Source organism: Cellvibrio sp. pealriver, assembly GCF_001183545.1.
Classification (GTDB): domain Bacteria; phylum Pseudomonadota; class Gammaproteobacteria; order Pseudomonadales; family Cellvibrionaceae; genus Cellvibrio.
Genome location: NZ_KQ236688.1, coordinates 198,391 through 221,523, shown reverse-complemented (window position 1 = coordinate 221,523; position 23,133 = coordinate 198,391). Strand labels below are relative to the sequence as shown.

Here is a 23,133-nt window from a genome sequence, read left to right as displayed (position 1 = left end):
CATGAGCCTCCGGCTCGGGTGTAGCCTGGCTGTAGATAAGTAAGAACCACAAGATGAACGCCTTGGTCACAATTTTTTACAGACCTGCCCCAATCACTTTTGCACAATGACATGACTGTTATCGCAACCGATAGCCCAGTGTTTTGATTAGCCATTTTAATGTTACCTACTCAATGGAAGATGAGGCTTAGCATGAATCAGCCCCGTTATAATATTTACACATTAATTCACAAAGGACTGCGCGCAAGCCTTTGTCAAAACTTGGTTGACCTTGGCAAGCTCGACGATACTGATCCGACTGCAGTAGCACATCAATTGGATATGACGGCAAACCTGTTGCATGTTTGTCGCGACCACTTGGCGCATGAAAATAAATTTATTCATCCAGTGCTGCATCAACTAGGAGATACGCCGCGCCAGACGATTCACGATCATCTGGAGCATGAAATCGCTATTGCAGGATTGCACGACAAAATTTCCAAAATCAAACAGCTACAGGAACACGAACGAGCACAGGCACTGCTGGATTTCTACAGTGTTTTTTCTTTGTTCGTTGGCGAAAATTTTTCTCATATGCGTATTGAAGAAACTTTTAATGCTGAATTGTTATGGAAGTATCTCAGCGACGAAGAAATTCATGCTATTGAACAGTGTATTATTGATTCACTGACACCTGAAGAAAACCTGCTAAGCTTACTGATGATCCTGCCGAACATTACCCACACCGAGCGCTGTATGTTCCTGCAGGAATTTCAGCGGGCAGTGCCTGCCGATGTATTCAGCAACACTGTCGCGATGCTTAAGCCGCGGTTGAACACACGGGACTGGCTGAAACTGAATCACACATTAAAGCTCAGCCAACCAAAAGCCACTGCAGCCTGATTAATATTCTTTTTTCTTATGCCTGCGGATTTATCGATGCCAGATATCCGCGGGCCTTTTTATTCCACCCACAAACGGACTTTTACCATGAAACAACTCACCCATTTATTCACTCTCTTTTTTTCCTTAACTACCGGTTTGCTTTTTGCACATAACAGCAATGCCAATAGTATCCCTGCGCCCGACACTGAATACTCCGGTGTACGCCAGGTTGTTATGGCTGAAGGTAGCTTTACCCAAACCGTGCATCACTCACACGGAAAAGAACGCAACGAAATGCAAATGGAAGGCATGAGTATGATCTCGATCATCCGCCCTGATAAAAACATTGCATGGCAATTAATGCCGATGCAAAAAATGTATATGGAAGTCGATATGAAATCGGCCAATAAAATGTCAGGCAATGCGCCGGATGATGTCACTATTGAAAAAGTAGGCAGTGAAACACTGGATGGAATAAACACCACCAAGTACAAAATTCTGATGAAAGATAAAAGTGCTGGCGGCTTTATTTGGTTATCGCCTGAAAACATTCCGGTAAAAATGGATTTTTTAAGTAAAGAAGGCAAGGAAAAAAATCGTGTGACCATGACGTTAAAAAATCTGAAAGTCGAACCACAAGAAGCCGCTCTGTTTGAGTTACCACCGGGTTACCAACCTATGCCGAGCATGGGCAATATGATGAAAAACTTTAAGCCGCAATAAACTGGACATTATCCACAAGGAAATTTTGTTATGAAAAAAATACTGACTGCCGGCTTACTTGTGATTGCATCAGCAGCCCCACTGAGTTTTGCTGATTGCGTTGCTGACTTGAGCGTGACCGATGCACAACAGGCCTACCAACAAGGCATGAACCTTGAAGCGCAAGGACAACTCTGGGATGCCATCAATAAATACGATGTTGCTCAAGGTTATGTATGTGAAGATGGCGGCAACCCTGTTGCCAAGCAAGCGCTCACCAAAGCGATTGCACTTGGCAGCAAGCAAGGAAAACTGGAAGAGCAAAAAGGGAATTTATTTAAGGATGGAAAACCTGCCGGTGCTTTCCAATGGTACGAAAAAGGCTCCCATTTTGCTGCTGCCGACAAGGTACTGGTTGCCGCACTCAAAAAAGCGCCTACCAATATGCAGCTCTCCGCATTTGCACAAGAACATTTTAAAGTGCGCGCGCAGGATTACTTCAAAGCCAACAATAAAACGGCCATTAGCATGACCGGCGGCTACACGCTGGATCCAACCTTTGACCCTTATGTTGTGAGCTTGCCGCCCACCAATATTGAACGCTTATTAAATAGTTACAGCACCCTATTGCCCGATGCTTACTTGCAAGCATTTGCAAAACTTGAACAACAAAAAGATGCCATCAAACCCGGTGATATGATGGGCGCAATGAGTTTGCAACAAGCCTCCACACAATTCCAACAACAGTGGAAAACGGATCGTGTTGAAGATATTCGCAAAGCATTTGATGAAGCCCATAGCTGGACGCAACAAATCCGCGACTACAAAGAAGCCGATGTGTGGCGCGCTAAAATAGATCAGGCACGCCTCGCCCATGCAGACCGGATCAGCAAATCCTATAGTGGCACGGTCAAATTAGTCGAGAGCGCATTAGAGTTTTATCGTCAACTCGATAAAGAAGAGCAGATTAGCGCGTTGGAAAAAAAAGCTCGCAACTACGCTGACCAGGCGATGGCTGCAGCGCAATATCAACGTGCCAGCGATTTTTATTCACTGATTGGCGATTACGATAAAGAAGAACAAGCGCGCGCAAAAATAGAAGCCCAGCGCGACCAAATGGCGAAAGATGCCGAAATGGGCTCAGCAGCGCAAATTGCCGAAATGCAAAAAATGTATAGCGATCCGGAAAAAATCCAGCAATTGCAAAAGCAAGCACAAGAGATGCAAAAGCAATTGGAAGAACAGCGTAAAAAAGGTGCATCGGCTGAATACCAAAAAGAAACCGATGAACTGGAAGATGAGCTTGGACTGTAAGGAATGACGATGAGAGCAAAAGGATTTTATAGCGCGCTGCTGGCACTTGCTGCCAGTGCGCCTGTATTCGTGTCAGCTGATGATGAACCCGAACCGGTTTACGCCGACGTGCAAATGGATAGCCTTCCCTACGAAGGTGAAAATTGTGAAGGCGGCGATTGGAGCCTTAATTGGAAAGGACCGGTCTATGTTGAAAATGGCCCGCTCGCCGATCTGTTGATTAGCTACACGGCTTTTGATACCAGCCACCAAGGGCAACGGGCAATTCCCTCGGTAAAATTCCAGAGCAATAAAGTGACTTGTCGCGATAACGATGGCAAGGTCATTATGACGGCCAATGTTAGCCAAAAAAATTCCAACAAAGTCCAACTCACGGTGAGCCTTGCACAAGACGCGGCTTACAACTCACCTGCCTTTATTTTTTCAGCCGATGAAATGGGTGTTTGCAGAGTCAACTCTGCCGGTACGTCTTTTGAATACCCCAACGTCATGGCAAGCATTCACACCGGAATGCTCAACGCAATCAGCCCTGCACTGGATATCACGCTGGAAGACCTGCAAAAAGGTTTTAACAAAACCTATAAATTTGATGGGACGGTAGTGGGTATTGCACCTATGTGCATGGGGAGCCAATTAAAAACCGGCTCTGTGAATTTGCGTTATAAATCCGGTGCAGAAGATCCGGAAGTCGCGTTCAATGCCTGTTTGCATTTGGCGAAAGATGAGACTCGCGAAGTGAGTGCAGAAGGCTCGCCGGAAAACGGAAACTATCAATTTACAGCTAGTCCCGCCGATGTATTGGCAATCACCCGCCAACAAAAAAACAGCGCAACTATTCAAGGGAAAACACCCGGAAAAGGTGAAGTGACCGTTGACTACACTGTCAAAGGAAAAACGGCCAGTGCCACTATTGCAGGTAGCGTTGTTGAGTTAGTCAACATCAATAACGGTTCTGCTATTCCAAAGCTGGGAATTTATGATGAACACGGAAAACAAATCCGAACATTTTACAGCTTTCCGCTCACACTGAATCCGGTTGATGGCTTTGTGCAAATGACACTGGCAAACGACACTATCGCCAGCGTCACCAACACGGCTACCAGTATTCAAATCCAACCGGTAAAAACCGGCAAAACATTACTGCAAGCAAAAACACTGTGCGGCAGCGATATTGGTGAGCCGACGGCGATTGAGATTGTACGTTGCGATGATGAAGTACAAGAAAAATTGCGCACCAAAAAAGAAGAATACAAACAGCGTACCGACACTATTGTAAAACGTATTACCGGATTGACCGGTGATAGCGAGTTCCAGCGCGCTGCGACTGAAATTGCAGATACCACCAAAGACATGGCCATCAAAACCGGCGAATCCATTATCAACACGCTCAGCTTTGGTGAAGCGCAACAGGCGAAGTTTGCTGCATCAAAAGGCATTCATCTCAGTCAGCAAATTGTGATCAATAACCAACGACTTGAAGTTGCAGGCACCCTCTGGGACAGTTACAACGCCGTAGGTGATGCGCAGACCGCGTTCGCAAACCCTGATGATATGACTGCACAAGCAAAATTTTATATTGGCACCGCCGTATTGGTTGCTCAAAACCAGGCTATCGCGCTTGGAAAAACCTATGGCGAGGCTTATTTGGCCGCTGAAAAATTTGGCAAGGATTTAGGGATTCTTGCAGGTGTTGCAGACCAACTGGCAGAGCTTGAACCGCAACACAGCAAGTTAATTAAAGAATATATCCAGATTAGCGACCGCCTTGCCTATTGTGAAAAAACACCACCGCCAAAAGAAGACCAACCGCTACCACCGCAACCAGAGGAAAGCGAGCCGCAGGTAGAGGAAGTTCCGCCAGAAGAAATTCCGGTCACACAAGAACCGGAAGAGGAATCTGAACCGGACCAGGAACCTGAAGAAGAACCAACACCACCCAGCGAAGAAACGCCAAAGAAAACCTATGGCCTTGCCTGCCGTATTCAGGATCTAAAAGCGCCGGGCACTGCACAAAAACTGCGGGAGTTAAAACAATTGCATGCTGCACATTTGCAATCGCTCAAGACAGCGAAAACAACACTGGCAACATGGCAAAGCGCGCTTGAAAAAATGAAAGTGGCCAATGAAGGAACCGATGCGCAACGTGCAGCAGCATTCCCACAATTCCAGCAGGAATATGAACAGTTTTTATTAAAATCCGCACAACAGGGTTTTGATAGCCTGGAATTCTTGCAAGAAACAGAAGAGTGCCCCGATCGATTACAAATTAAAATGGATCAAGTCAGGGCTCGTTACAACTAATCTACGAGAATTTAAGTTACGAGCAGTGTTAAATCGGCGGCAACTCTGCAGTGATATCCGCAAGAACGAGCCGGGTGCGAGCTTTCTGACTGAGATATTGCAACTGGTTAATCACATCCTTAGCGAGCCAACTGATCGATTGGTCGGGGTGATTAACCAGTGCCTCAGCATAATGGAGATGACTTTCATTGCCGGTAGCGCGCAAAGTAAGCAACGCATCCAATATCACGCTGTTGTTTTGACTTTGCAGCAGTGGCTCGATAACACCCACTGCACCAACGTAGTGGGTTTTTGCCAATTCCATCAGCATTTTTTGTTGCGCTTCAGGTTCTGCGTTGTGCACATTTTTCTCTATATCTGCAATATAAGCATTCAACAATTGATTATCACCGCGCAACGATAACACTTGTGCTAATACACGTTTTAATTCCGGTTGCGACTGATGATGGTAAAGGTGACTCACATCAGCATCTGGCAACAGCTCATTATTTTCTGCCAGATCTACAATCACTTTGGCCGCAATCGCGGTATTTTTTTGATCGGAATGCTGCGCAAGAAAATCGCGCAGCTTTTCAGCAATTGAGCGCTCATCACCAATAAAGCGCGTGCGCAAATCTTTTAGCAATTGATCGACGTTCATTGCTGATGAAGACATCGCTGATGAGGAAATTGTTGCTGAGCCCACAGCGACATCAGACGTTTGTAACTGGGTTGCCAATGCTGATGCAGGTTCACAATCGTTAACCTTAAGTGACGCAATCGTAAAATAGGTTGCCACGGAGCCTATCGCTGCCGCCACCAAAAATATCACAATCGATTTCAACGATTCATGCATAACAATCCGCTCATTTCTTATCTATTTTTTTGCCAAAAAAATTCACTAAGGCATCTGCAGCACAGGCAATTCAGCATTGATATCTGCACTGCTGAGCTGCGTGCGGGCTTTATCACTCAGATTTTGTAAATTAGTGACCACATCCCTGGCCAGCCAACTGACCGATGTATCAGGATGATTCACTAACGCTTCCACCATATACACATGCTGCTGGTTACCCGTAGCACGCAATGCCAGAAGCGCCTCCAATTTAACGGCGGTATCACTGTCTTGCAGCAAAGGCGCGATAACATTGGCCGCACTGGCATGACGTGTTTTTCCCAGCGCGATCAACGCTTGTTGCCGCTCTGTAACATTATCGCTATGCAGGCTTGCCTGTGCTTCATTCACTTGTTTTTCGATCAGGCGATTGTCACCGCGCATTGACAACACTTGCGCTGCAACACGTTTTATATCCGGATTGGCTTGATTACTGTAAAGCATATCCAATGCTTGGTCGGGAAGGATCTCGGGATTCCCTGCCAGCTCCAGCAGACCTTTTGTCGCAACCGCAATATTTTCGGCACTGGCATCGCCTTGCAGTAACACATCAATTTTTTCTGCAAACGAGCGCGGGTCTTGCTCCGATGAGGCACTTAATGCACGCAATTTTTGATCCAGCGCATTTAGTTTTTCTGCGTTGACAACCAGAGCGTTAACAGTACCGGATGGATCATCACCCAGCGCAGCCGATTGCGCTTGCTGTGATTGGGCAACTGAATGAGCACCATCGTTTTTGTTCACCAGGGAATCCAACGCTAACCAGCGTGCATTTTTTAAAGCGTCATCCTTGCGTGAAATTTCTAGGTCTTTCTGCGCAAGCACAAGCTCCAAATCCAGAATTTTATTTTCCAGTGCAATTATTTTTTCAGACTGGAGGGAATTATCGGTTGTCAGGGCGATAGCCGCATAACACATCACTGCACCTGAAATCGCAGCAAGTAGATAGTGGGGGATGGGGCGACTGTTGTTTCTCATCGTCTATGCCTCTCTATTATTTTTATATGAGTAGTTTTTATATGAGATAGTTTTTATATGGAATGGGTTTTTATATCGACAAAAAAGGGGCTAAAAATCCGCCCCTTTTTTGTAACGTATTTACGTCATTTGCACGTCAAACCTTAGAGGTTGCCATAGCCAATTGCGCCGTTGCAGTGCATCCACTCGCTCAGGCCATTGCCGCCACCACAGGCACCATTTTGATAAACACCGGTGTTGTAAGTTTGCGCTTCTGACTGGCGAACAGAACCGTTCACACTGATGTAATCCACTTGCACATCGCGGTTACCGGAATCGTTGGTGTACTCCACCAAGCTACCGCCCGACAAAGACGTGGTCGCGGTGTAGTTGGTCATCGTGGTGCTTAACGTCCAGGTTTGTACAGCAGTATTGTTCACTTTCAAGGTGATGCTCTCACCACCGACAGAACCACGAGCACGTACTACGATGGTTTTGCTACCACCACCAGCAGAAGATGAACTGCCACCACCGCTACCACTGCCTGAAGCAACAGTAATATCGGAGCTGCCGTTACTTTGATAACCCTCAGTCGCCATCACTTGATAGTCATGGTTGCCAAGGTTCAGGCCTTTGCTCGCCCAGAAATTAACGTGGTTAGCAAAAGTGATGGTGCCGGAAATATTGCCGAAACCTTTTTTAGGGTTTCTTACACTGAAGTATTGATAGAAAGTTTGGGTGCCATCGATCGATGGTTGCTGGGTACGCAAGCAACGGCGCACGTTATAAGTCGCACCATCGCTGGTGAAGCTGCCATAGTCAGTACCGCCTGAACAACTGGCCGGATTGTATGAACCATAACTTTCAATGATGTAGTACTCGATCAACGGATTGCGAGTCCAACCGTAAAATGCCAGATAGGAGTTTTGGCTATTGCTTACACCGTAGTTACCGGAGTAATTCAATACGCGCGAACTGCTGCCCGGATTCCAGCCTTTACCACCCACCCAGTTATTGGTGTTGTTGGTCCATTGCGATGTATAACGCCCTCCGGACTGTAACGTCATAGAGGCGCTACCAGAATCTTTCCAGAAGGTGTAGTAAAAACCGTTATTGGTGCCAGTTGAATTTGACGTCAGGGTTTGCGCGCTTACTGCAGATACGCAAAACGCTGCGGCACAAGCAACAACGGATGAGACAAGACTTTTTTTAACATTGGATAGTTTCATTATTAGATTCCTTGGTTTTTTGCCTTTCAACCAATACCGCTTATAGAGGAGAAGGACTGCGGTTGATTTACCCATTGCGGGCAGGTTTACATCGAAAACCAGAAAGGGGTTGCTGTTATTGTTAAATCTATCCGGCGCTTTCGATGTGAAATTTATAAAACCAAAGATATATATTGTCAAACCAACAATAAGCATATAGTCAATGTAACCATTTACATCTTTCGAATGTGTGAAATGGTGTACAACACGCGCGCAACATATGAGTAAAACCGTTACCTGAAAGTAACGTTTTCACTTATCGACCCCATAAAAACAAACACCCGGAACCTCGTAATCACGATATTCCGGGTGCAGGGAGAATAGCGATGAGCGACCCCTTCTATGCCATTTTCATAAAATGGCTATTTGAGAATAACCGAGCGGAATACGGGGCGACCCTGGCGATAAAAACGTATTGCCTGAGGCTCGTTTTTGGGCAGCCCCTTCACCACTTTTGCGTAGTCCGCCGGCGATTTGATATCCGTAAACGCCAGCTGGGTAATCACATCCCCGACTTGTAACCCTGCCTCTGCGGCGGGGCTACGCGGTTTGACATCGCGCACCACAACACCGGCTTCAGCACCACCGCGCTGGGTTTGCTCCAGAGGAGCAACAATTAACCCAAGCGCATCCGCTGTATTTTGCGCAGGTGCCGATGCTGGACGCGCCGCCGCCTCTTCAGGTGATACCGGCAGGATTCCAACCGTGACGTTCAGTGTCTGCTCTTTGCCCTTGCGCATAATCACAACAGGCACTTTGGTTTTAGGGGTTGTGCGGCCAACCAGATAAGGCAAGTCGCTGGAGGTGTGCACATCGGAACCATTGAACTTGATGATCAGGTCGCCCGCTTTCAATCCGGATTTTGCGGCAGGCCCTTGTTCATCAACCTCACTGATCAATGCACCCACGGGTTTATCCATACCCAGGGAGCTGGCCAGATCTTTATCCACATCCTGGATCATCACCCCCAACCAACCGCGATCAACGCGCCCCTTGTCTTTTAATTGGGCGACAACATCAATCGCCAGAGATGAAGGGATTGCAAATGAAAGCCCGACAGAGCCGCCGCTGGGGGAATAAATTTGTGAATTGATGCCGACGACTTCGCCATCCATATTAAACAGAGGACCACCGGAATTACCGGGGTTGATGGCGACATCCGTTTGAATAAAGGGTACGTAATTACTCTCGCGGTGCGCCGATGGAATGCTGCGGCCAATCGCGCTGACAATACCGGCCGAGGCAGAGTAATCCAGCCCGAAGGGGGAGCCAATCGCCACTACCCACTGCCCTACTTTCAAGGTTTCATCTTTTGCCAGAGTCAAGGTGGGCAGGTTTTTGGCATCGATTTTCAGCAGTGCCAAATCCGAGCGCTCATCGCTTCCCACAAGAGTGGCGGTGTATTCGCGCTGGTCGCTGAGAATCACCGTAATGGTGTCCATCCTGTCTACTACGTGATCATTGGTGAGCACATAACCATCGCTCGAAATAATAAAACCCGAGCCCAGTGAGCCGCGGTCGCGCGGCATTTGGCGGCGCTCTAACAACTCGCGGAAAATATCCGGCAGCCCATCCATATTGGGGGGCAAACTTTGTGGTGCTTGCGCAATTTCGCCTTTGGATACGGCGGTGATTTTGACTACCGCTGGCGAGTGCTCGGCAATCAATTCGGTGAAATCCGGAAGCTCGGCGGCATAACTTCCAATCGACAAAATACTAATGCTGACTATTGCGATCACTTTCGCCCATTTGCCAGTCAATTTTTGCATGGAAAACTCCTCTATAGACACTCTTTTCCGCTGGCCATGAATAGCCATGGTTCGCAGCTTCTGACTGATAGAGAATTAAAAAATTCCAATTCCGGCACTAATTTCGCGTTAAAAAAACGTGCCGGTTAAGAAGGATTCACACATTGTGAAAAGAAAAATGAAATAACAAAAATAACGCGGTTTTTTTCATAAAAATACTAACGTAATAGATCGCCACGGGGCTGCTTGCCGCTGGTGAGATCTTGTCGTTCCACCATATCTTCCAGCTGTTGCAAATTCATTGGCAGGGATTCACTGCTTACCGAAGACGATTGGCTTGCCGCTTTTGCAGCTGCTTCTTCAGCGGCTTTTTGTTCTGCTAATTTCATCGCGGCTACTTTTTTTTCCATCTCTTTGCGCGTGGACTCGTTTTCCAAACGCACCGTCACACGGCGGTTTTTTGCCTGCCCCGCTTTGTCTTTATTGTTGGCGATGGGAAATTGATCGCCGTGCCAACGAGTAGTGATTTTATTGGAATCGATACCTTTATCGATCAGATACTGCGCCACCCATTCCGCCTGGATCTGCGATTGCCTCTCGCCGTCTTCGGGTGTTTCCAATTGGTCACTGTGGGCATCAATGATAATACCCAACACCTTGGGGTCTGCTTTGACGTAGCGGATGATGGTATCCAATTGGGTTTTGGCGGTGCCACTTAAGGCTTCTGCGCTGCGGCCATAAAAAATAATGGTGCGCGAAATTTGGTTGAAGGTGTACGGAATGAGGTTGGTGATGCACTTTCGGTACTGGCTAAACGCCGGATTAAAATTGCGCGCCTCAAGTCCCACTCGCAACCCTATATCTCCCATGCCACCGCTGAACACGACATTGGTGCCCCGCTCCAAGGTCTTGGTAATGGAATCTAACTTGGTGGTGATTTTCAGCGATGCCGTTCCGCCCGTGGCCTGCGCCTGCCCTAACACAGCTGGGCTATCCTCCGGCCGCCACATGGGTGGGATAGATTCAATCCGCACCGAGCCGGCAGCAAATGTCTTGTTGGTATGCCGCAGTTCAAGTGACTCTGCCACGCCTGTACTGCGGGAAAATCGCGCACTGCCGAATCCGGGAATCTCATGAGTAAGGCTACAGGCAAAGGCTCCCGACTGCGCCGTCCATTTGGCATCACTGAAACTGGCGCTGTATACCTGGGCAGACAGCGGCTGGCTGAATCCAAGAACGGGCAGTAATAGCAGTGGGGTAAAATGGCGTAAAACAGGCAACAGCATGGGCAAATCCGGTCAACACATGAATGAAGATCACTGCAGTATAGACAGCCAACTGCAGAATGCTCCGATGATCGCCGAGAATTAAGGCTGCGGATATGGGGTATTTTTGATAGCATGCCGCCAATTTCCACGTTTAGCTTATCCGCTCCCTACGCGTATCGACTTCTCTTTTTCTAGACTTATTGGAATCTCCGCATGACCCAGCAGCTAACCCTGACACGCCCCGACGACTGGCACATCCATCTGCGCGACGGCGCTGCCCTCACCCGCACAGTAGGTGATGCAGCCAAGCAATTTGCACGAGCCATTGTGATGCCCAATCTGGTACCACCGGTCATGAATGCCGCCCAGGCGCAGGAATACAAAGCGCGGATCCTGGCTGCACGCCCCGAGGGAAGCCAATTTGAGCCATTAATGGTGCTCTATCTCACCGACAATACCGATCCCGCTGAAATCGCCATTGCCAAAGCAGCCGGTGTCACCGCCTGCAAACTCTATCCCGCGGGTGCCACCACCAATTCGGCATCTGGCGTGACTGATCTGAAAAAGATTTATCCCGTTCTGGAGGCCATGCAAAAAGCCGGTATGCACTTTTTATTGCACGGCGAAGTGACCGATTCGGCAATTGATATTTTCGACCGCGAAAAAGTATTCCTCGAGCGCACCCTCAGCCAGGTAGTGAAAGATTTCCCGGCTCTGAAAATGGTGCTGGAACACATCACCACCGCAGATGCAGCCCAGTTTGTCGCTGCTGCACCGGCTAATGTCGCCGCCACGATTACGGCACACCACCTGCTGTACAACCGCAACCATATGCTCGCGGGTGGTATCCGCCCACATTACTATTGCTTGCCTATTCTCAAACGCAGTACCCATCAGCAAGCCTTGATCCAAGCTGCCACCAGCGGCAACCCGAAATTCTTCTTGGGTACCGATTCCGCGCCGCACGCCAAAGACAAAAAAGAAGCCGCCTGCGGTTGTGCCGGTAGTTACACTGCATTCGCTGCAATCGAACTCTATGCCGAAGCGTTTGAAGATGCCGGAGCACTGGATAAACTCGAAGCTTTCGCCAGCCACTTTGGTGCAGATTTCTACGGTTTACCTCGCAATACCGATACCATCACCCTGCTGAAAAAAGACTGGCAAGTCCCCGAGACACTCACCTTGGGCGATACGCCTCTGGTGCCATTGCGCGCAGGTGAAACACTGCGCTGGCAGTTACAAAACAGCTAAACCCAGAACCGTTAATCCCATAACAGCCAGTTGTACAGGCTTAAGGCAGACCAGTGAATCCACCTGAAAATAACCGCGATCCCGATTCTCCAATGGCGCAACGCTTCCGCGGCTTTTTGCCGGTCATTGTGGATGTCGAGACCGGCGGCTTTAATCCGCAAACCGATGCGCTGCTGGAAATTGCCGCAGTCACTTTGCGTATGGACCACGAGGGGAACTTGCATCGCCATGAAACCTTTTCATTTCATGTTGAGCCATTTGAAGGTGCCAATATCGAACAGGCGGCGCTGGATTTTACCGGTATCGATCTGGATGACCCCGAACGTATGGCCGAACCGGAATTAATGGTGATGACGGACCTGCTCAGCGCAGTGCGCCGCGCCGTTAAAGAAAACGGCTGTACCCGCGCGGTGATCGTCGGCCATAACGCCCACTTTGATTTGAACTTCGTCAACGCAGTGATTGACCGCTGCAATATCAAACGCAGCCCGTTCCACCCGTTTTCGGTATTCGATACTGCCACCCTGGCAGGACTGGCATTCGGGCAAACAGTGCTGGCCAAAACCTGTCAGGTTGCAGGCATTGAGTTCAGTAATAGCGCTGCCCATTCTGCTGCTTACGATGCAGAAAAAACCGCTGATTTGTTTTGCATGATTGTGAATCGGTGGAAAGAATTAGGCGGTTGGCAGGAGTGCCTTGCCGACGACAGTGATGAGTAACATGCACACCTCTCGTACACGCCATTAATGGCTTGTGCGAAGGGGAACCGTTTCCGGATTCAGTACCTGCCATTCGGCAACCGCTTCGTTAATCACACCAGCATCGCGGTAAGCGCGATAAATGACGCCCTGCCTGCGCATTTTTGCCAAGCCCTTTGCAATCACCGTGTAGGTTTTACGCCCTTGGGGATGCGAGAGACTGACTGCCCAACCACGGCTGCCAGCCAACTTCACTTTCATGCCAGGAATGGGCTTCAGGGTTAACCCCATAGCCTCATAAGACAAATCTGGTCGCGTGGAAAAACCAGCCAGCATGAAATCGACCCGCTGGCTATGCACCATTTTGACCATACTTTCCCAGTGCACATTGTCGAATATCGAGACCAAGCCCAAACTCTCCAATGCCATCCAGTCCGGGCGCCATTGCTTGCTGGATACTGCACTCAATTTTTGAAGATCTGCCAAGGTTTTAGTGGTCTGTAATTTGGGATTCTGTGGGCTCATATAGAGCCCTACCTCAAACTCACCATAGCGAAACAGGGGTGGCGATGCGCGCACCTGTGAATCTCCCTGCGCAATATCCTCGCGCCAAATCCCGTTACTGAATACCGTGGCATGCCCTGCCTTGAGTCGCAGCAATACCCGCTCGTAACTCACATCCAGCCAAGGCTCGACAATAACGGGAAGGCGGTTGCCGCCAGTGGCCAATGCCCGACGCAACAACAGGTAATCTGTAAGATCGCGGTAATTGCCCGCACGGGCATAATCATTGAAGCGCTCAGGACTTTCTCCGTGACGCAGGAAAACCTGCAGGCGCTCCAATACCGAAGGCGGAACCAAAATCACCACCGACTCGGTAGGACTTTTGGCTTCGAGGGTAGGCGCGGATGAACCCGCATACAGCATATTGCTCATCCCCAAAAGGGTAATAAGCAATATGTATCTCAATCCGGACATGAGAGAAAAATGGCTCCGCAATCAAAGTTAGCAAGAGAGTAGCAACCACTGCTCCCTATAAACCCAGTGTAGACAACAACGCCATCGCCACACGTTAGCCAATCGCGATAGAGGGCAGAGCTCCTTCAGCCAATTGTTGTTTTTGTGCCGGCGCTATCACCTCCGCAACCCCCTTGGCGACTAACTTGCCTTCCTGATTGTGAGCCTCGCACTCCAGTGTCACCAGTTTTATGCGCTCCTTGATTTCACTCACAATCAAGGTGACAGTGACCGTATCGCCCACTTTTACCGGATGTTTAAAGCTCAGGCTTTGGCTGCGATAAACAGAGCCCGGCCCGGGCAAGCGCATCGCGATTGCCGCTGATACCAATGCACCCGTCCACATGCCATGGCCTATGGGTTCACCAAACGGAGTCGTAGCGGCATATTCTTTATCAAGATGCACCGGGTTGAGATCACCCGAGCAGGCTGCAAACAGGGTGATGTCCTGTTCCGTCAAGGTCTTGCTGTAAGTGGCACGCTGGCCAACAACCAGCTCATTGATTGGATAGTTTTCAAGCAGGTTCATAGTGTTACCGCCGATGCTCTGTAAAAAAGGCGTACAGTTTAATCCATATCAAACTTATTTAGCCGCTATCGGCCACGGCAAGCGGGATTGTCGCTGTAAAAACCCCAAAGGGGTTGCTATGCTAGCCCCAACCGGAAAATAACAACCCACTTATTTTAGGGAACCATCTGTATGTCCAAGTCACAAAAGCTGTTCGTCGTTGTTGACCCCAATGATACCCATCACATTGCGCTTGAGCGCGCCATTATTGTCTCTTCCCTGATACAAGGACCAAAGCCCAAGGTTCACGCATTTGTGGCAGTGGATGGCGATGCGGTAGATACCCGCTCAGTTAACGACCACCTGTTCCGCGACCTGACCTGGTTTGAACAAAACATCAAAACACCTCTGGCAAATGCCGGTATCGAGTACACACTCGAAGTCTCCTGGTCGTCCGAATGGCAAAAATCCATCATGGAATCTGCCAAGCGTTTCGATGCCGACCTGATTTATCTGCCAGTACACGCGACAAATAACAACAGCCGCTTCTTCTTCACCGAATCCAAGTGGGAACTGTTGAAAGGCGCATACTGCCCTGTGGTACTGATCCGTCCAGGCGCAAAAGCACAACGTAAAGTGATTCTGGCTGCTATCAACGTTCAGGCACAACGCGATGTACAAATCGAACTGAACCAAAAAATTATCGCCGCTGCAAAATTCTATGCCGAAACCTACGGTGCCGATCTGCACGTCATCAACGGTTATCTGGATTCAATGAGCTACCCGGATCGCGGCAAGCTGGTCAGCATCAGCGGCCTGCCTAACGATAAAATCCACGTTGAAAATGGCTACACATCAGATGTCGTTTCAGCATTGGCAGAAAAGATTGGTGCCGATTTGATTGTAATGGGTACCCTTGGTCAAAACGGTATGACCAAAACCCGTCGTGGTAATACTGCCGAGCGTTTGATCGCCGCAGTCGATACCGATGTGATGGTATTGAACCACGAGTAATCGTTTCACCAGCTAAACAAAAAACCGGCGGAAACTTCACTCCCGTGAAATAACCCGCCGGTTTTTTTATGGCTGTATGTTTTGATTATCGAAAACGCTACAGCCCAACAATAAAAAATCCGGCAGTCTTGCAACTGCCGGATTTTTTATTTCAAACAACCTGTGCGCATTAACGCATTGAGTTACCAATCACGTTGATCAACTCGCCACCAGAGGTATCACCACTCAACTCCCAGAAGAAGGTACCGCCAAGGTTTTGCTGATGAACATAGTCCATTTTGCCAACCATGGTTTGTGGAGTGTCGTAGCTCCACCAGTTACCGTTACAGAATGCGTAGGCAGTTCCACCAACAGTACCGGTTGCAGGGCAGGTATTTTTCAATACTTTGTAATCTTCAATACCCGCTTCATACGAGCCAGTTGCTGCGCCCGTTGCTGCACCACCAGGCGCTGCTTGGGTTACACCACTCCAACCGCGACCATAGAAGCCAACACCCAGCAGGATTTTGCTTGCAGGGATACCTTTGGCTTTCAGCAATTGCACCGCAGCATCAGAGTAGAATTCAGCAGTAGGAATACCTGAGTAACCGTACAGCGCAGAGTGCGGTGCAGTTGGGCCTTTCGCAGCGAATGCACCAAAGTAGTCGTAAGTCATCGGCATGATGAAATCCAGATACTGTGCAGCACCGGCGTAATCAGCAGCGTTGATTTTTGACGGAGCAGCACCAATTGCTGAAGTTACCAGTGCGTTTGCACCAAAGCGGGTACGCAATGCCTGGATCAGGTTTTTGTACGCTGAGAAACCGCTGGTATCACAGGTCAGACCACAGTCATTCGGGTATTCCCAATCGATATCGATACCGTCGAATACATCAGCCCAACGTGGGTCTTCAACCAGGTTATAGCAAGAGTTGGCAAATGCAGTGGGGTTAGCAGCCGCTTGACCAAAACCACCGGACCAGGTCCAACCACCGAACGACCAAATCACTTTGATGTTTGGATAGGCTTTTTTCAGTTTGCGCAATTGATTGAAGCTACCGCGCAACGGTTGGTCCCAAGTATCGGCAACGCCATCAACACTCAAATCCGCAGTGTAGGCACGCTCGTAATCAGCATAGGCATCACCAATCACACACTGGCCGTTTTTCACATCGCCAAAGGCATAAAGGATGTGAGTCAACTTGGCTGCAGAGCCACTGGTTGCAATATTTTTCACATGATAGTTGCGCGCATAAGTACCCCATTGCGCGAAATAACCAACTACTTTTTTGCCGCCCACAACCACGGTACTGGATGCACTGGAAGACGCGACTGAGCTAGCACGTGAAGAAGCCACTACAGAGCTTGGCTGGGAAGATGCTGCAACAGAACTCGGAGTTGATGAAGCTGGCTTGGATGATGCCGCAACCGAGCTTGGTTGTGATGAAGTAGAGCAATTGCTGACTTTGCGCCACACACCCCAGTCACCGGAATTGGCAGGGTTGTCACCTTGAGTCCACCACTGGGCTTGGTAAACAGCGCCGTTGTGGGAAACAGTATTGCCTTGGGTATAAACAGCAGTGCTATTCCATGCAGCAACACCCGCGCAGCCGGTAGTAGATGTTGCGGAACTATTAGCTACTGAGGTAGTGGCAGTTGAACTGCGCACAGAAGATGCGACAGATGCAACGCTGGACGCAGTACTGCTTGCAGTAGTGCCATCACACGCGCCCAGACTACTCCAGGCGTTTTGCCATGCCCAACCTACACCCGGCTCATAAGGGCCGCCGACAGAACACCATCCACCCACCGTACAGGAATAGGCATTACCGCCATTTTTTACGATAGCGCCCGTGTTGTAAGTGCCTTGTTGATAATTGGCAACGCCACTGCAGTTATACGCTTGCACTTGGACACTAGCCAAAGCAGCAGCGGATAACAGCCCCAAACCTGATAACAATCTAAAGGGTCTAAAGGATTTCATTGTTGTTTTCCTCGGTATATTTTTTCATTTCACTTCTGATGTTTCACTCTGAACAAAAGAAGGCTCCCGGACTTGCACAGCTCAGGTTGCAGGTAATTGATCCTGCTCCTTTATTTTTATTGCTCCGTCAAACAAGCGTCCTGCCAAAAACACATCCGCATTTTTCAGGCAAAAGAAAACCGTTAGGCAATAACGAGCCCTGAGTTTCTAACCCAATAAAATTTCAAGCATTAGTAATGGATAAACAGCACACATCGCCTTGCACGCGGCAAGGAAGATTCGATCCTGAATGAGAAAAACAGTGAAAAACCAGCGTTTTTCGTCGTAGAGAAAACAGGTTTTTCAGCCGCTACCTAGCGAATACCACAATTATTATTCTTGTAAAAAAACGTTAACACCGATTACAGGTTGAAATTACACCCTAATGGACAACGTTGTCAACACCTTGCAAAAAAGTTGATTGAGGTGTCACACATTTTTCGGGGGAGGAATGATGAGGATCGGGGGATGAGTATTGTTTACCCTTGGTTTTTTATATTTTTTTCTACAAAACCAAGGGCACAATGGAGCAATTTATAAAATTTTTTTATAAGCAAATCAGCGGGATTTTTTAATTAAATCGTAAGCCGCTTGAATTTCCTGGGAGCGCTCTGTGGCCGCTTTAATCATGTCATCAGGTAGGCCTTGGCCAATCAGTTTATCCGGATGATACTCACTCATGAGCTTGCGATACGCTTTTTTCAATTCTGCATCTGTTGCTGTTTTTTCGACACCCAAGGCCTCGTAGGCCAGCGTTAACTCATCTGCACGCGGCGGTGATCGATAACCACCTTGCGTGCTTTCCCCTTGTTCACGTTTAAAGGCATTTTGCGCATTCAACATTCGCAACAGTTGCTCAAACGCAAAACGGGAAAACCCTAATTGCTCCGCAACACGGCGCAACACTTGCGCCTCTTGTTCATCCAAAACTCCGTCAGACATCGCCAGATTCACAAGATTAACTAACAGCATATTGATGAGATTAGGGCTTGCACCGCAGTGTTGCTTAAAGGTGATCATAGTTGCATCAAAATCAAAATTATCCGCAGCACCTTGTTTGAATAAATTGATCGCCTCACGTCTATGATCAGCAGTCAAACCCATTTTCACCATCAGCGATTCAGTCAATTGAATTTCTGTTTCACTTACTCGCCCATCGGACTTGGCTAAATGTCCGAGCAACACAAATACCGTAGTGAAAAAATTGGTTTGCACCGCATGCAATTGCTCGCCAGATAAATGCGGCTTTGCCTGGCGTTTTTTATCCCACAAAAAATGCCCTGCAAAAATACCTATGACAGCACCAACCGGGCCCAACACTAAAAACCCTGCTAAAAAACCCACTACTTTTCCAATCATGATTTTCTCTTACACAATTTAATTAAATACACACTGGCCGCGTTTGAACTGAATATTTTTACTACTTGTACTAGGAACTGCATGACAACATAGAGCAGCCTGCTTTATGCCGCGCCCATTCCGGACGCTTGGCAAAATAGCGTTGGAATTGCGGTTGTTCTTCATATGGGTTGCGCAGTAACTGCAACAAGGTTTTTACTTCGGAATAATCACCTTGCGCAGCTTTATCAATTGCCTGTTGCGCCATGTAGTTGCGCAACACATATTTGGGATTCACTGCATTCATGCGTGCACGTCTTGTGTTTTCATCGCTTCCCGTCAACACAAAATCCTGTTGCACTCGCTGCGCATAGGAACGCAACCAACTAGCCATAGCGGATTCGGCTGCCATTCCGGGTGGTGCGTAATACGCATCGCGCACGATATCAACCACCTGCGGATCCGCATATTGATGAATGTCATACACGGGTAAATCGGCAAGTGTGCGATAAAAAATTGTCATGTCTATTTCAGATGACTGCAGTATCTGAAATAGTTGGTCTCCCAAGGCTTCATCCTGCGCGGGGTTATACACACTCAAGCCCAGCTTGGCTGTCAGGTCGCGCTCTGCGCAGCGCTCATACTCATTGCGATATTGCCCCAATGCTTCCTGGAGCGGCTCAACACGATTGATTAATGGGTATATGGCGTTGGCTAACTGCGCAAGGTTCCATAAGGCGATCTGCGGCTGATTACCGTATCTGTAGCGACGACCTTGGGCATCGGTTGTATTGGGCGTCCAGTTAAGATCATAACCTTCAAGCCAACCGTAAGGCCCATAATCAATCGTCAAACCAAGAATGGACATGTTGTCGGTATTCATCACACCATGAACAAATCCAACACGCATCCAGTGCGCCATTAGCTGCGCCGTGCGAATACACACTTCGCTAAACCATTGCACATAAACAGAGGAATCGATAACGCTTGAGGGTTGGGCTAACAAATGCGAAAAGTCTGTGCGAATAGTAAAGTCAGCCAATTGTTTTAATAATGCAATATCGCCACGCGCAGAAAAAATTTCAAAATTACCAAAGCGGGTAAAACTAGGCGCAACACGGCATACAATTGCACCCGGCTCCATTTGCGGATTACCGTCATAAAACATATCGCGCCGCACATATTCGCCAGTCGCAACAAGGCTAAGAGCACGCGTGGTAGGTACACCTAAATGAAACATGGCTTCACTGCACAGAAATTCGCGCACCGATGAACGCAACACAGCAAGGCCATCTGCTGTGCGCGAATACGGTGTTAACCCAGCGCCTTTTAATTGCAAGGTCCAGTGCTCACCTCGCTGGTTGAGCACCTCACCTAAATTAATTGCACGGCCATCACCCAACTGCCCTGCCCAATTACCAAACTGGTGCCCACCATAACAACAGGCGTGAGGCTGCATGCCATCGAGTAGTTTGTTGCCCGCAAAAGTTTGTGCAAAATCATCCTGGTCAAAAATAGTGTCAGGTAAATCCAATAACGCTGCCACTTCTGCAGCAGCGCATACCAGTTGTGGATTTTTTACCGGAGTAGGAATTACGTATGAATAAGCCGCTCCCAATACCTGGCGAGGGAAAACCTGTTTCTCTTCGTCAGCAGGTAATTCACGTACTAAACGATTGTCAAATTGAAGCTGCGATAATTGCGAAAGCACAAGCGCCACGTTATTTGATACCTAGCAGTTCAATTTTATAACCGTCAGGATCTTCAACAAACGCCAGAATGGTTGTGCCATGCAACATAGGCCCTGGCTCACGTACAATTTTCCCACCGGCTACACGGATTGCATCGCAAGTAGCGTAGACATCATCGCATCCCAAAGCGATATGCCCATAACCCTTACCTAAATCGTAGCTCTCTACACCGTAGTTGTAAGTTAATTCGATGACGGTGTTATTTTTTTCATCGCCATAACCAACAAAGGCAAGCGTAAATTTACCTTCAGGATAATCTTGCTGACGCAACAGCGTCATACCCAAGGTTTTCGTGTAAAAATCAATGGACTTTTGTAAGTTGCCCACACGCAACATGGTATGAAGAATCCGCATACTGACCTTTCGTTAATAAAGAGATACATGGATAAATAAATTTATGGATGGAACAAGAAGGAAAATTTATTCGTAAATCAATACGACTGAATAAATTTAAAATTTTGATTCAGCGCCGACTGTCAACTGATATTCGCCTACACCTTTGGCGTTGCGCGCAGAAGTGGGCACTGCAAAATCCACATGCACAACATTGCCAATGCGCACCTTGCTGGAACTTAAACGCAGCCCCACACCGACATTGCTTAGCAAAGGGCTATAACCGTATTGCTCTATCCCCCACGCTTTGCCGACATCAGCAAAAATAACAGCGCCGACACGCATCAAATTAAAAATATGGATATCGGAAAAATAGCGACGCTCAAGCGTAACCACATAGCGCTCATTACCGCGCTGATAATCCGTTGGATAGCCGCGCAAACCCGTGACATCGCCCGCCGTCAACTCCTCATATTGCGCAAGATCTTGCCCTGCATCGTAACGGAACCCTAAATACCAACGACGCTTGTCATCCTGAAAATAATTGTATGCAAGGCTCAATCCCCACAAGGTGCTATCAACCCCTTCCAGTTTGGAGTGGTGACGGCCATCTAATGTGACAGAAGTTTCAAAAACATGTTGATTATTAAAAATCCTGATGTGAGTGTAATCACCAAGATAACGGATCACATCGTCCGGGTTATCAAATTGGGTTCCGGCATAACCAACACGGAAACTGACGTTATGACCGAGAGCTATATCTTCAGGACGCTGGATTTGATTAACGTTTTTGAAAACACCAAATCGATTTTCAAGAAATTGGTACTCAACCCAAGGATAAGCTGCCTTACGCTGTGCTGGAATGTTCTGCAAGGTCTCATCGGTAACGAAAAAGTTATCCTCCTCATTCGTGATACCGACTAACCAACGTTGGGTGTAGGATGAATTGACATCCGTTGCCAGACCAAAATAAATTTCGTTGCTCATGCGTTGGTGACGAAATTCATTAATCTGCTCATCCATATGGCGAATAAGTTGATTAAGACTCACATCCTGTGTGTAAAAACCTGCAGCCCACGGAGTTTCCAATGAGTAAAATGGATGGGAAACATCAACGATAGTGTCACGGCCATCGCTGGTGTCGGCATAATAAAGCCGCGTTGCAATTTGCGAGTTAAAAATGTGCGGATTACTGAAATCGTAACTGATCAAATTGCGCTGGGTATTTTCTTCATAGCCAATGGTCAAGCTATTTCCTGTACCAAAAATATTCCCGTCTGCAATAGCAAAACCTGACTTGGTACCTTCCGATTCCTTGCTTAACGATAGCTGCGGTTCCAATGCCCATGCATCACGGGTAACGACCATAATATCAACCTGCCCGGCACAAACACGTACAGGCACTATATAGGCATTGGTTAAGTAAGGTCTGCGACGCAAAATGCGCTCGCTCTCTTCAATTTTTTTAATATTCAGTGCTTCGCCTTCGTTAAATAGTAATTGCGCACGCACCACGTTTGGCCGCGTGTTGATATGCAATTTATTCAGGAATAAATACAGACGATTATTTTCATCAGGATCCTCTTCATCAAACACCGAAAGTGTATTGAATTGGATGTGACGAATTTGCTTGCCTTCAAGGCCATTGAATAAATCAGATTTGATGCGGCTGTTTTTAACATCCGCTACTTTTTTGTAAGATTGGTAAAAATTTTCACAGCTTGCATCAGTATCGGATTGATTGTCACCAGCGAGAGAGGCTGAATCATCTGCGTGTGCACTCGACACTGATATGAAAAGTGATAGCCCCAAAGCACAAGCCCTGAAACAGACGCTTCCGGCCATCAACCAGCCCGGTTGGCAGATGAACCCGGTACGAGGGGTTTTAATCAGCATAAATGTCTCAAACGCTCACTCAATACGAT

General features: G+C 47.9%; 19 protein-coding genes. 7 read left to right on the top strand and 12 right to left on the bottom strand.

What is annotated here, in order from left to right; genetic code table 11:
* The first annotated feature begins 192 nt into the window (after window positions 1–192).
* The 4 genes from VC28_RS00950 (at window position 193) to VC28_RS00935 (ending at window position 5,181) form a co-directional block, all read left to right on the top strand.
* Window positions 193–882, top strand: coding sequence for a hemerythrin domain-containing protein (locus tag VC28_RS00950; protein ID WP_049629021.1), 690 nt, complete (start codon window positions 193–195; stop codon window positions 880–882).
* Between the two features lie 87 nt (window positions 883–969).
* The gene (locus tag VC28_RS00945; protein ID WP_197085466.1) at window positions 970–1,587 is read left to right on the top strand and encodes a DUF4412 domain-containing protein; all 618 of its coding nucleotides are present in this window, start codon (window positions 970–972) and stop codon (window positions 1,585–1,587) included.
* 30 nt (window positions 1,588–1,617) lie between these two features.
* The gene (locus VC28_RS00940) at window positions 1,618–2,880 is read left to right on the top strand and encodes a hypothetical protein (protein ID WP_049629019.1); all 1,263 of its coding nucleotides are present in this window, start codon (window positions 1,618–1,620) and stop codon (window positions 2,878–2,880) included.
* A gap of 9 nt (window positions 2,881–2,889) precedes the next feature.
* A complete protein-coding gene (locus tag VC28_RS00935; RefSeq protein ID WP_049629018.1) occupies window positions 2,890–5,181 on the top strand; it encodes a hypothetical protein in 2,292 nt (763 codons plus the stop codon).
* Between the two features lie 28 nt (window positions 5,182–5,209).
* Here the strand turns inward: VC28_RS00935 and VC28_RS00930 are convergent, their stop codons facing one another.
* The 5 genes from VC28_RS00930 to VC28_RS00910 all read right to left on the bottom strand — a co-directional run bounded on the left by VC28_RS00930 (window position 5,210) and on the right by VC28_RS00910 (window position 11,314).
* Window positions 5,210–6,016 carry a hypothetical protein gene (locus VC28_RS00930; protein WP_049629017.1) on the bottom strand — a complete coding sequence of 269 codons (807 nt, stop codon included), beginning with the start codon at window positions 6,014–6,016 and terminating at the stop codon, window positions 5,210–5,212.
* 45 nt (window positions 6,017–6,061) lie between these two features.
* Window positions 6,062–7,033 (bottom strand): HEAT repeat domain-containing protein, encoded by a 972-nt coding sequence (locus tag VC28_RS00925; protein ID WP_082191349.1) that lies wholly within the window; start codon window positions 7,031–7,033, stop codon window positions 6,062–6,064.
* Window positions 7,034–7,176: 143 nt separating this feature from the next.
* Window positions 7,177–8,241 (bottom strand): glycoside hydrolase family 11 protein, encoded by a 1,065-nt coding sequence (locus tag VC28_RS00920; protein WP_049629015.1) that lies wholly within the window; start codon window positions 8,239–8,241, stop codon window positions 7,177–7,179.
* A gap of 401 nt (window positions 8,242–8,642) precedes the next feature.
* Window positions 8,643–10,049 (bottom strand): Do family serine endopeptidase, encoded by a 1,407-nt coding sequence (locus tag VC28_RS00915; protein WP_049629014.1) that lies wholly within the window; start codon window positions 10,047–10,049, stop codon window positions 8,643–8,645.
* Window positions 10,050–10,246: 197 nt separating this feature from the next.
* On the bottom strand, window positions 10,247–11,314 hold the full coding sequence (locus VC28_RS00910) for a MotY family protein (protein ID WP_049629013.1): 1,068 nt from the start codon (window positions 11,312–11,314) through the stop codon (window positions 10,247–10,249).
* Between the two features lie 195 nt (window positions 11,315–11,509).
* Here VC28_RS00910 and pyrC point away from each other — a divergent pair, with 195 nt between their 5' ends.
* Complete coding sequence (gene pyrC / locus VC28_RS00905; protein ID WP_049629012.1) at window positions 11,510–12,547, top strand: dihydroorotase; 1,038 nt, start codon at window positions 11,510–11,512, stop codon at window positions 12,545–12,547.
* A gap of 92 nt (window positions 12,548–12,639) precedes the next feature.
* Window positions 12,640–13,266, top strand: coding sequence for a ribonuclease T (rnt, locus tag VC28_RS00900; protein ID WP_049632063.1), 627 nt, complete (start codon window positions 12,640–12,642; stop codon window positions 13,264–13,266).
* Between the two features lie 24 nt (window positions 13,267–13,290).
* Here the strand turns inward: rnt and VC28_RS00895 are convergent, their stop codons facing one another.
* Window positions 13,291–14,202, bottom strand: a complete 912-nt coding sequence (locus VC28_RS00895) for a hypothetical protein (protein WP_197085465.1) — start codon at window positions 14,200–14,202, stop codon at window positions 13,291–13,293.
* A gap of 115 nt (window positions 14,203–14,317) precedes the next feature.
* Entirely contained in the window at window positions 14,318–14,791 is a 474-nt protein-coding gene (locus tag VC28_RS00890) for a MaoC family dehydratase (protein WP_049629010.1), read from the bottom strand.
* 171 nt (window positions 14,792–14,962) lie between these two features.
* Between VC28_RS00890 and VC28_RS00885 the strand changes: the two genes are divergently transcribed.
* A complete protein-coding gene (locus tag VC28_RS00885) occupies window positions 14,963–15,784 on the top strand; it encodes a universal stress protein (protein ID WP_049629009.1) in 822 nt (273 codons plus the stop codon).
* 169 nt (window positions 15,785–15,953) lie between these two features.
* Here VC28_RS00885 and VC28_RS00880 read toward each other — a convergent pair whose 3' ends face one another.
* The 5 genes from VC28_RS00880 to VC28_RS00860 form a co-directional block, all read right to left on the bottom strand.
* Window positions 15,954–17,747 (bottom strand): glycosyl hydrolase family 18 protein, encoded by a 1,794-nt coding sequence (locus VC28_RS00880; RefSeq protein WP_049629008.1) that lies wholly within the window; start codon window positions 17,745–17,747, stop codon window positions 15,954–15,956.
* A gap of 597 nt (window positions 17,748–18,344) precedes the next feature.
* The gene (gene djlA / locus VC28_RS00875; protein WP_049629007.1) at window positions 18,345–19,145 is read right to left on the bottom strand and encodes a co-chaperone DjlA; all 801 of its coding nucleotides are present in this window, start codon (window positions 19,143–19,145) and stop codon (window positions 18,345–18,347) included.
* Window positions 19,146–19,215: 70 nt separating this feature from the next.
* Window positions 19,216–20,844 (bottom strand): protein adenylyltransferase SelO, encoded by a 1,629-nt coding sequence (locus VC28_RS00870; RefSeq protein WP_049629006.1) that lies wholly within the window; start codon window positions 20,842–20,844, stop codon window positions 19,216–19,218.
* Window position 20,845: 1 nt separating this feature from the next.
* On the bottom strand, window positions 20,846–21,229 hold the full coding sequence (gloA, locus tag VC28_RS00865) for a lactoylglutathione lyase (RefSeq protein WP_049629005.1): 384 nt from the start codon (window positions 21,227–21,229) through the stop codon (window positions 20,846–20,848).
* 96 nt (window positions 21,230–21,325) lie between these two features.
* Entirely contained in the window at window positions 21,326–22,996 is a 1,671-nt protein-coding gene (locus VC28_RS00860; protein ID WP_049632062.1) for a BamA/TamA family outer membrane protein, read from the bottom strand.
* Window positions 22,997–23,133: the final 137 nt, after the last annotated feature.

Coding starts and splice junctions, on each gene's coding strand:
- VC28_RS00950 (WP_049629021.1), top strand. CDS start 193: ATGAATCAGCCCCGTTATAATATTTACACATTAATTCACAAAGGACTG.
- VC28_RS00945 (WP_197085466.1), top strand. CDS start 970: ATGAAACAACTCACCCATTTATTCACTCTCTTTTTTTCCTTAACTACC.
- VC28_RS00940 (WP_049629019.1), top strand. CDS start 1,618: ATGAAAAAAATACTGACTGCCGGCTTACTTGTGATTGCATCAGCAGCC.
- VC28_RS00935 (WP_049629018.1), top strand. CDS start 2,890: ATGAGAGCAAAAGGATTTTATAGCGCGCTGCTGGCACTTGCTGCCAGT.
- VC28_RS00930 (WP_049629017.1), bottom strand. CDS start 6,016: ATGCATGAATCGTTGAAATCGATTGTGATATTTTTGGTGGCGGCAGCG.
- VC28_RS00925 (WP_082191349.1), bottom strand. CDS start 7,033: ATGAGAAACAACAGTCGCCCCATCCCCCACTATCTACTTGCTGCGATT.
- VC28_RS00920 (WP_049629015.1), bottom strand. CDS start 8,241: ATGAAACTATCCAATGTTAAAAAAAGTCTTGTCTCATCCGTTGTTGCT.
- VC28_RS00915 (WP_049629014.1), bottom strand. CDS start 10,049: ATGCAAAAATTGACTGGCAAATGGGCGAAAGTGATCGCAATAGTCAGC.
- VC28_RS00910 (WP_049629013.1), bottom strand. CDS start 11,314: ATGCTGTTGCCTGTTTTACGCCATTTTACCCCACTGCTATTACTGCCC.
- pyrC (WP_049629012.1), top strand. CDS start 11,510: ATGACCCAGCAGCTAACCCTGACACGCCCCGACGACTGGCACATCCAT.
- rnt (WP_049632063.1), top strand. CDS start 12,640: ATGGCGCAACGCTTCCGCGGCTTTTTGCCGGTCATTGTGGATGTCGAG.
- VC28_RS00890 (WP_049629010.1), bottom strand. CDS start 14,791: ATGAACCTGCTTGAAAACTATCCAATCAATGAGCTGGTTGTTGGCCAG.
- VC28_RS00885 (WP_049629009.1), top strand. CDS start 14,963: ATGTCCAAGTCACAAAAGCTGTTCGTCGTTGTTGACCCCAATGATACC.
- VC28_RS00880 (WP_049629008.1), bottom strand. CDS start 17,747: ATGAAATCCTTTAGACCCTTTAGATTGTTATCAGGTTTGGGGCTGTTA.
- djlA (WP_049629007.1), bottom strand. CDS start 19,145: ATGATTGGAAAAGTAGTGGGTTTTTTAGCAGGGTTTTTAGTGTTGGGC.
- gloA (WP_049629005.1), bottom strand. CDS start 21,229: ATGCGGATTCTTCATACCATGTTGCGTGTGGGCAACTTACAAAAGTCC.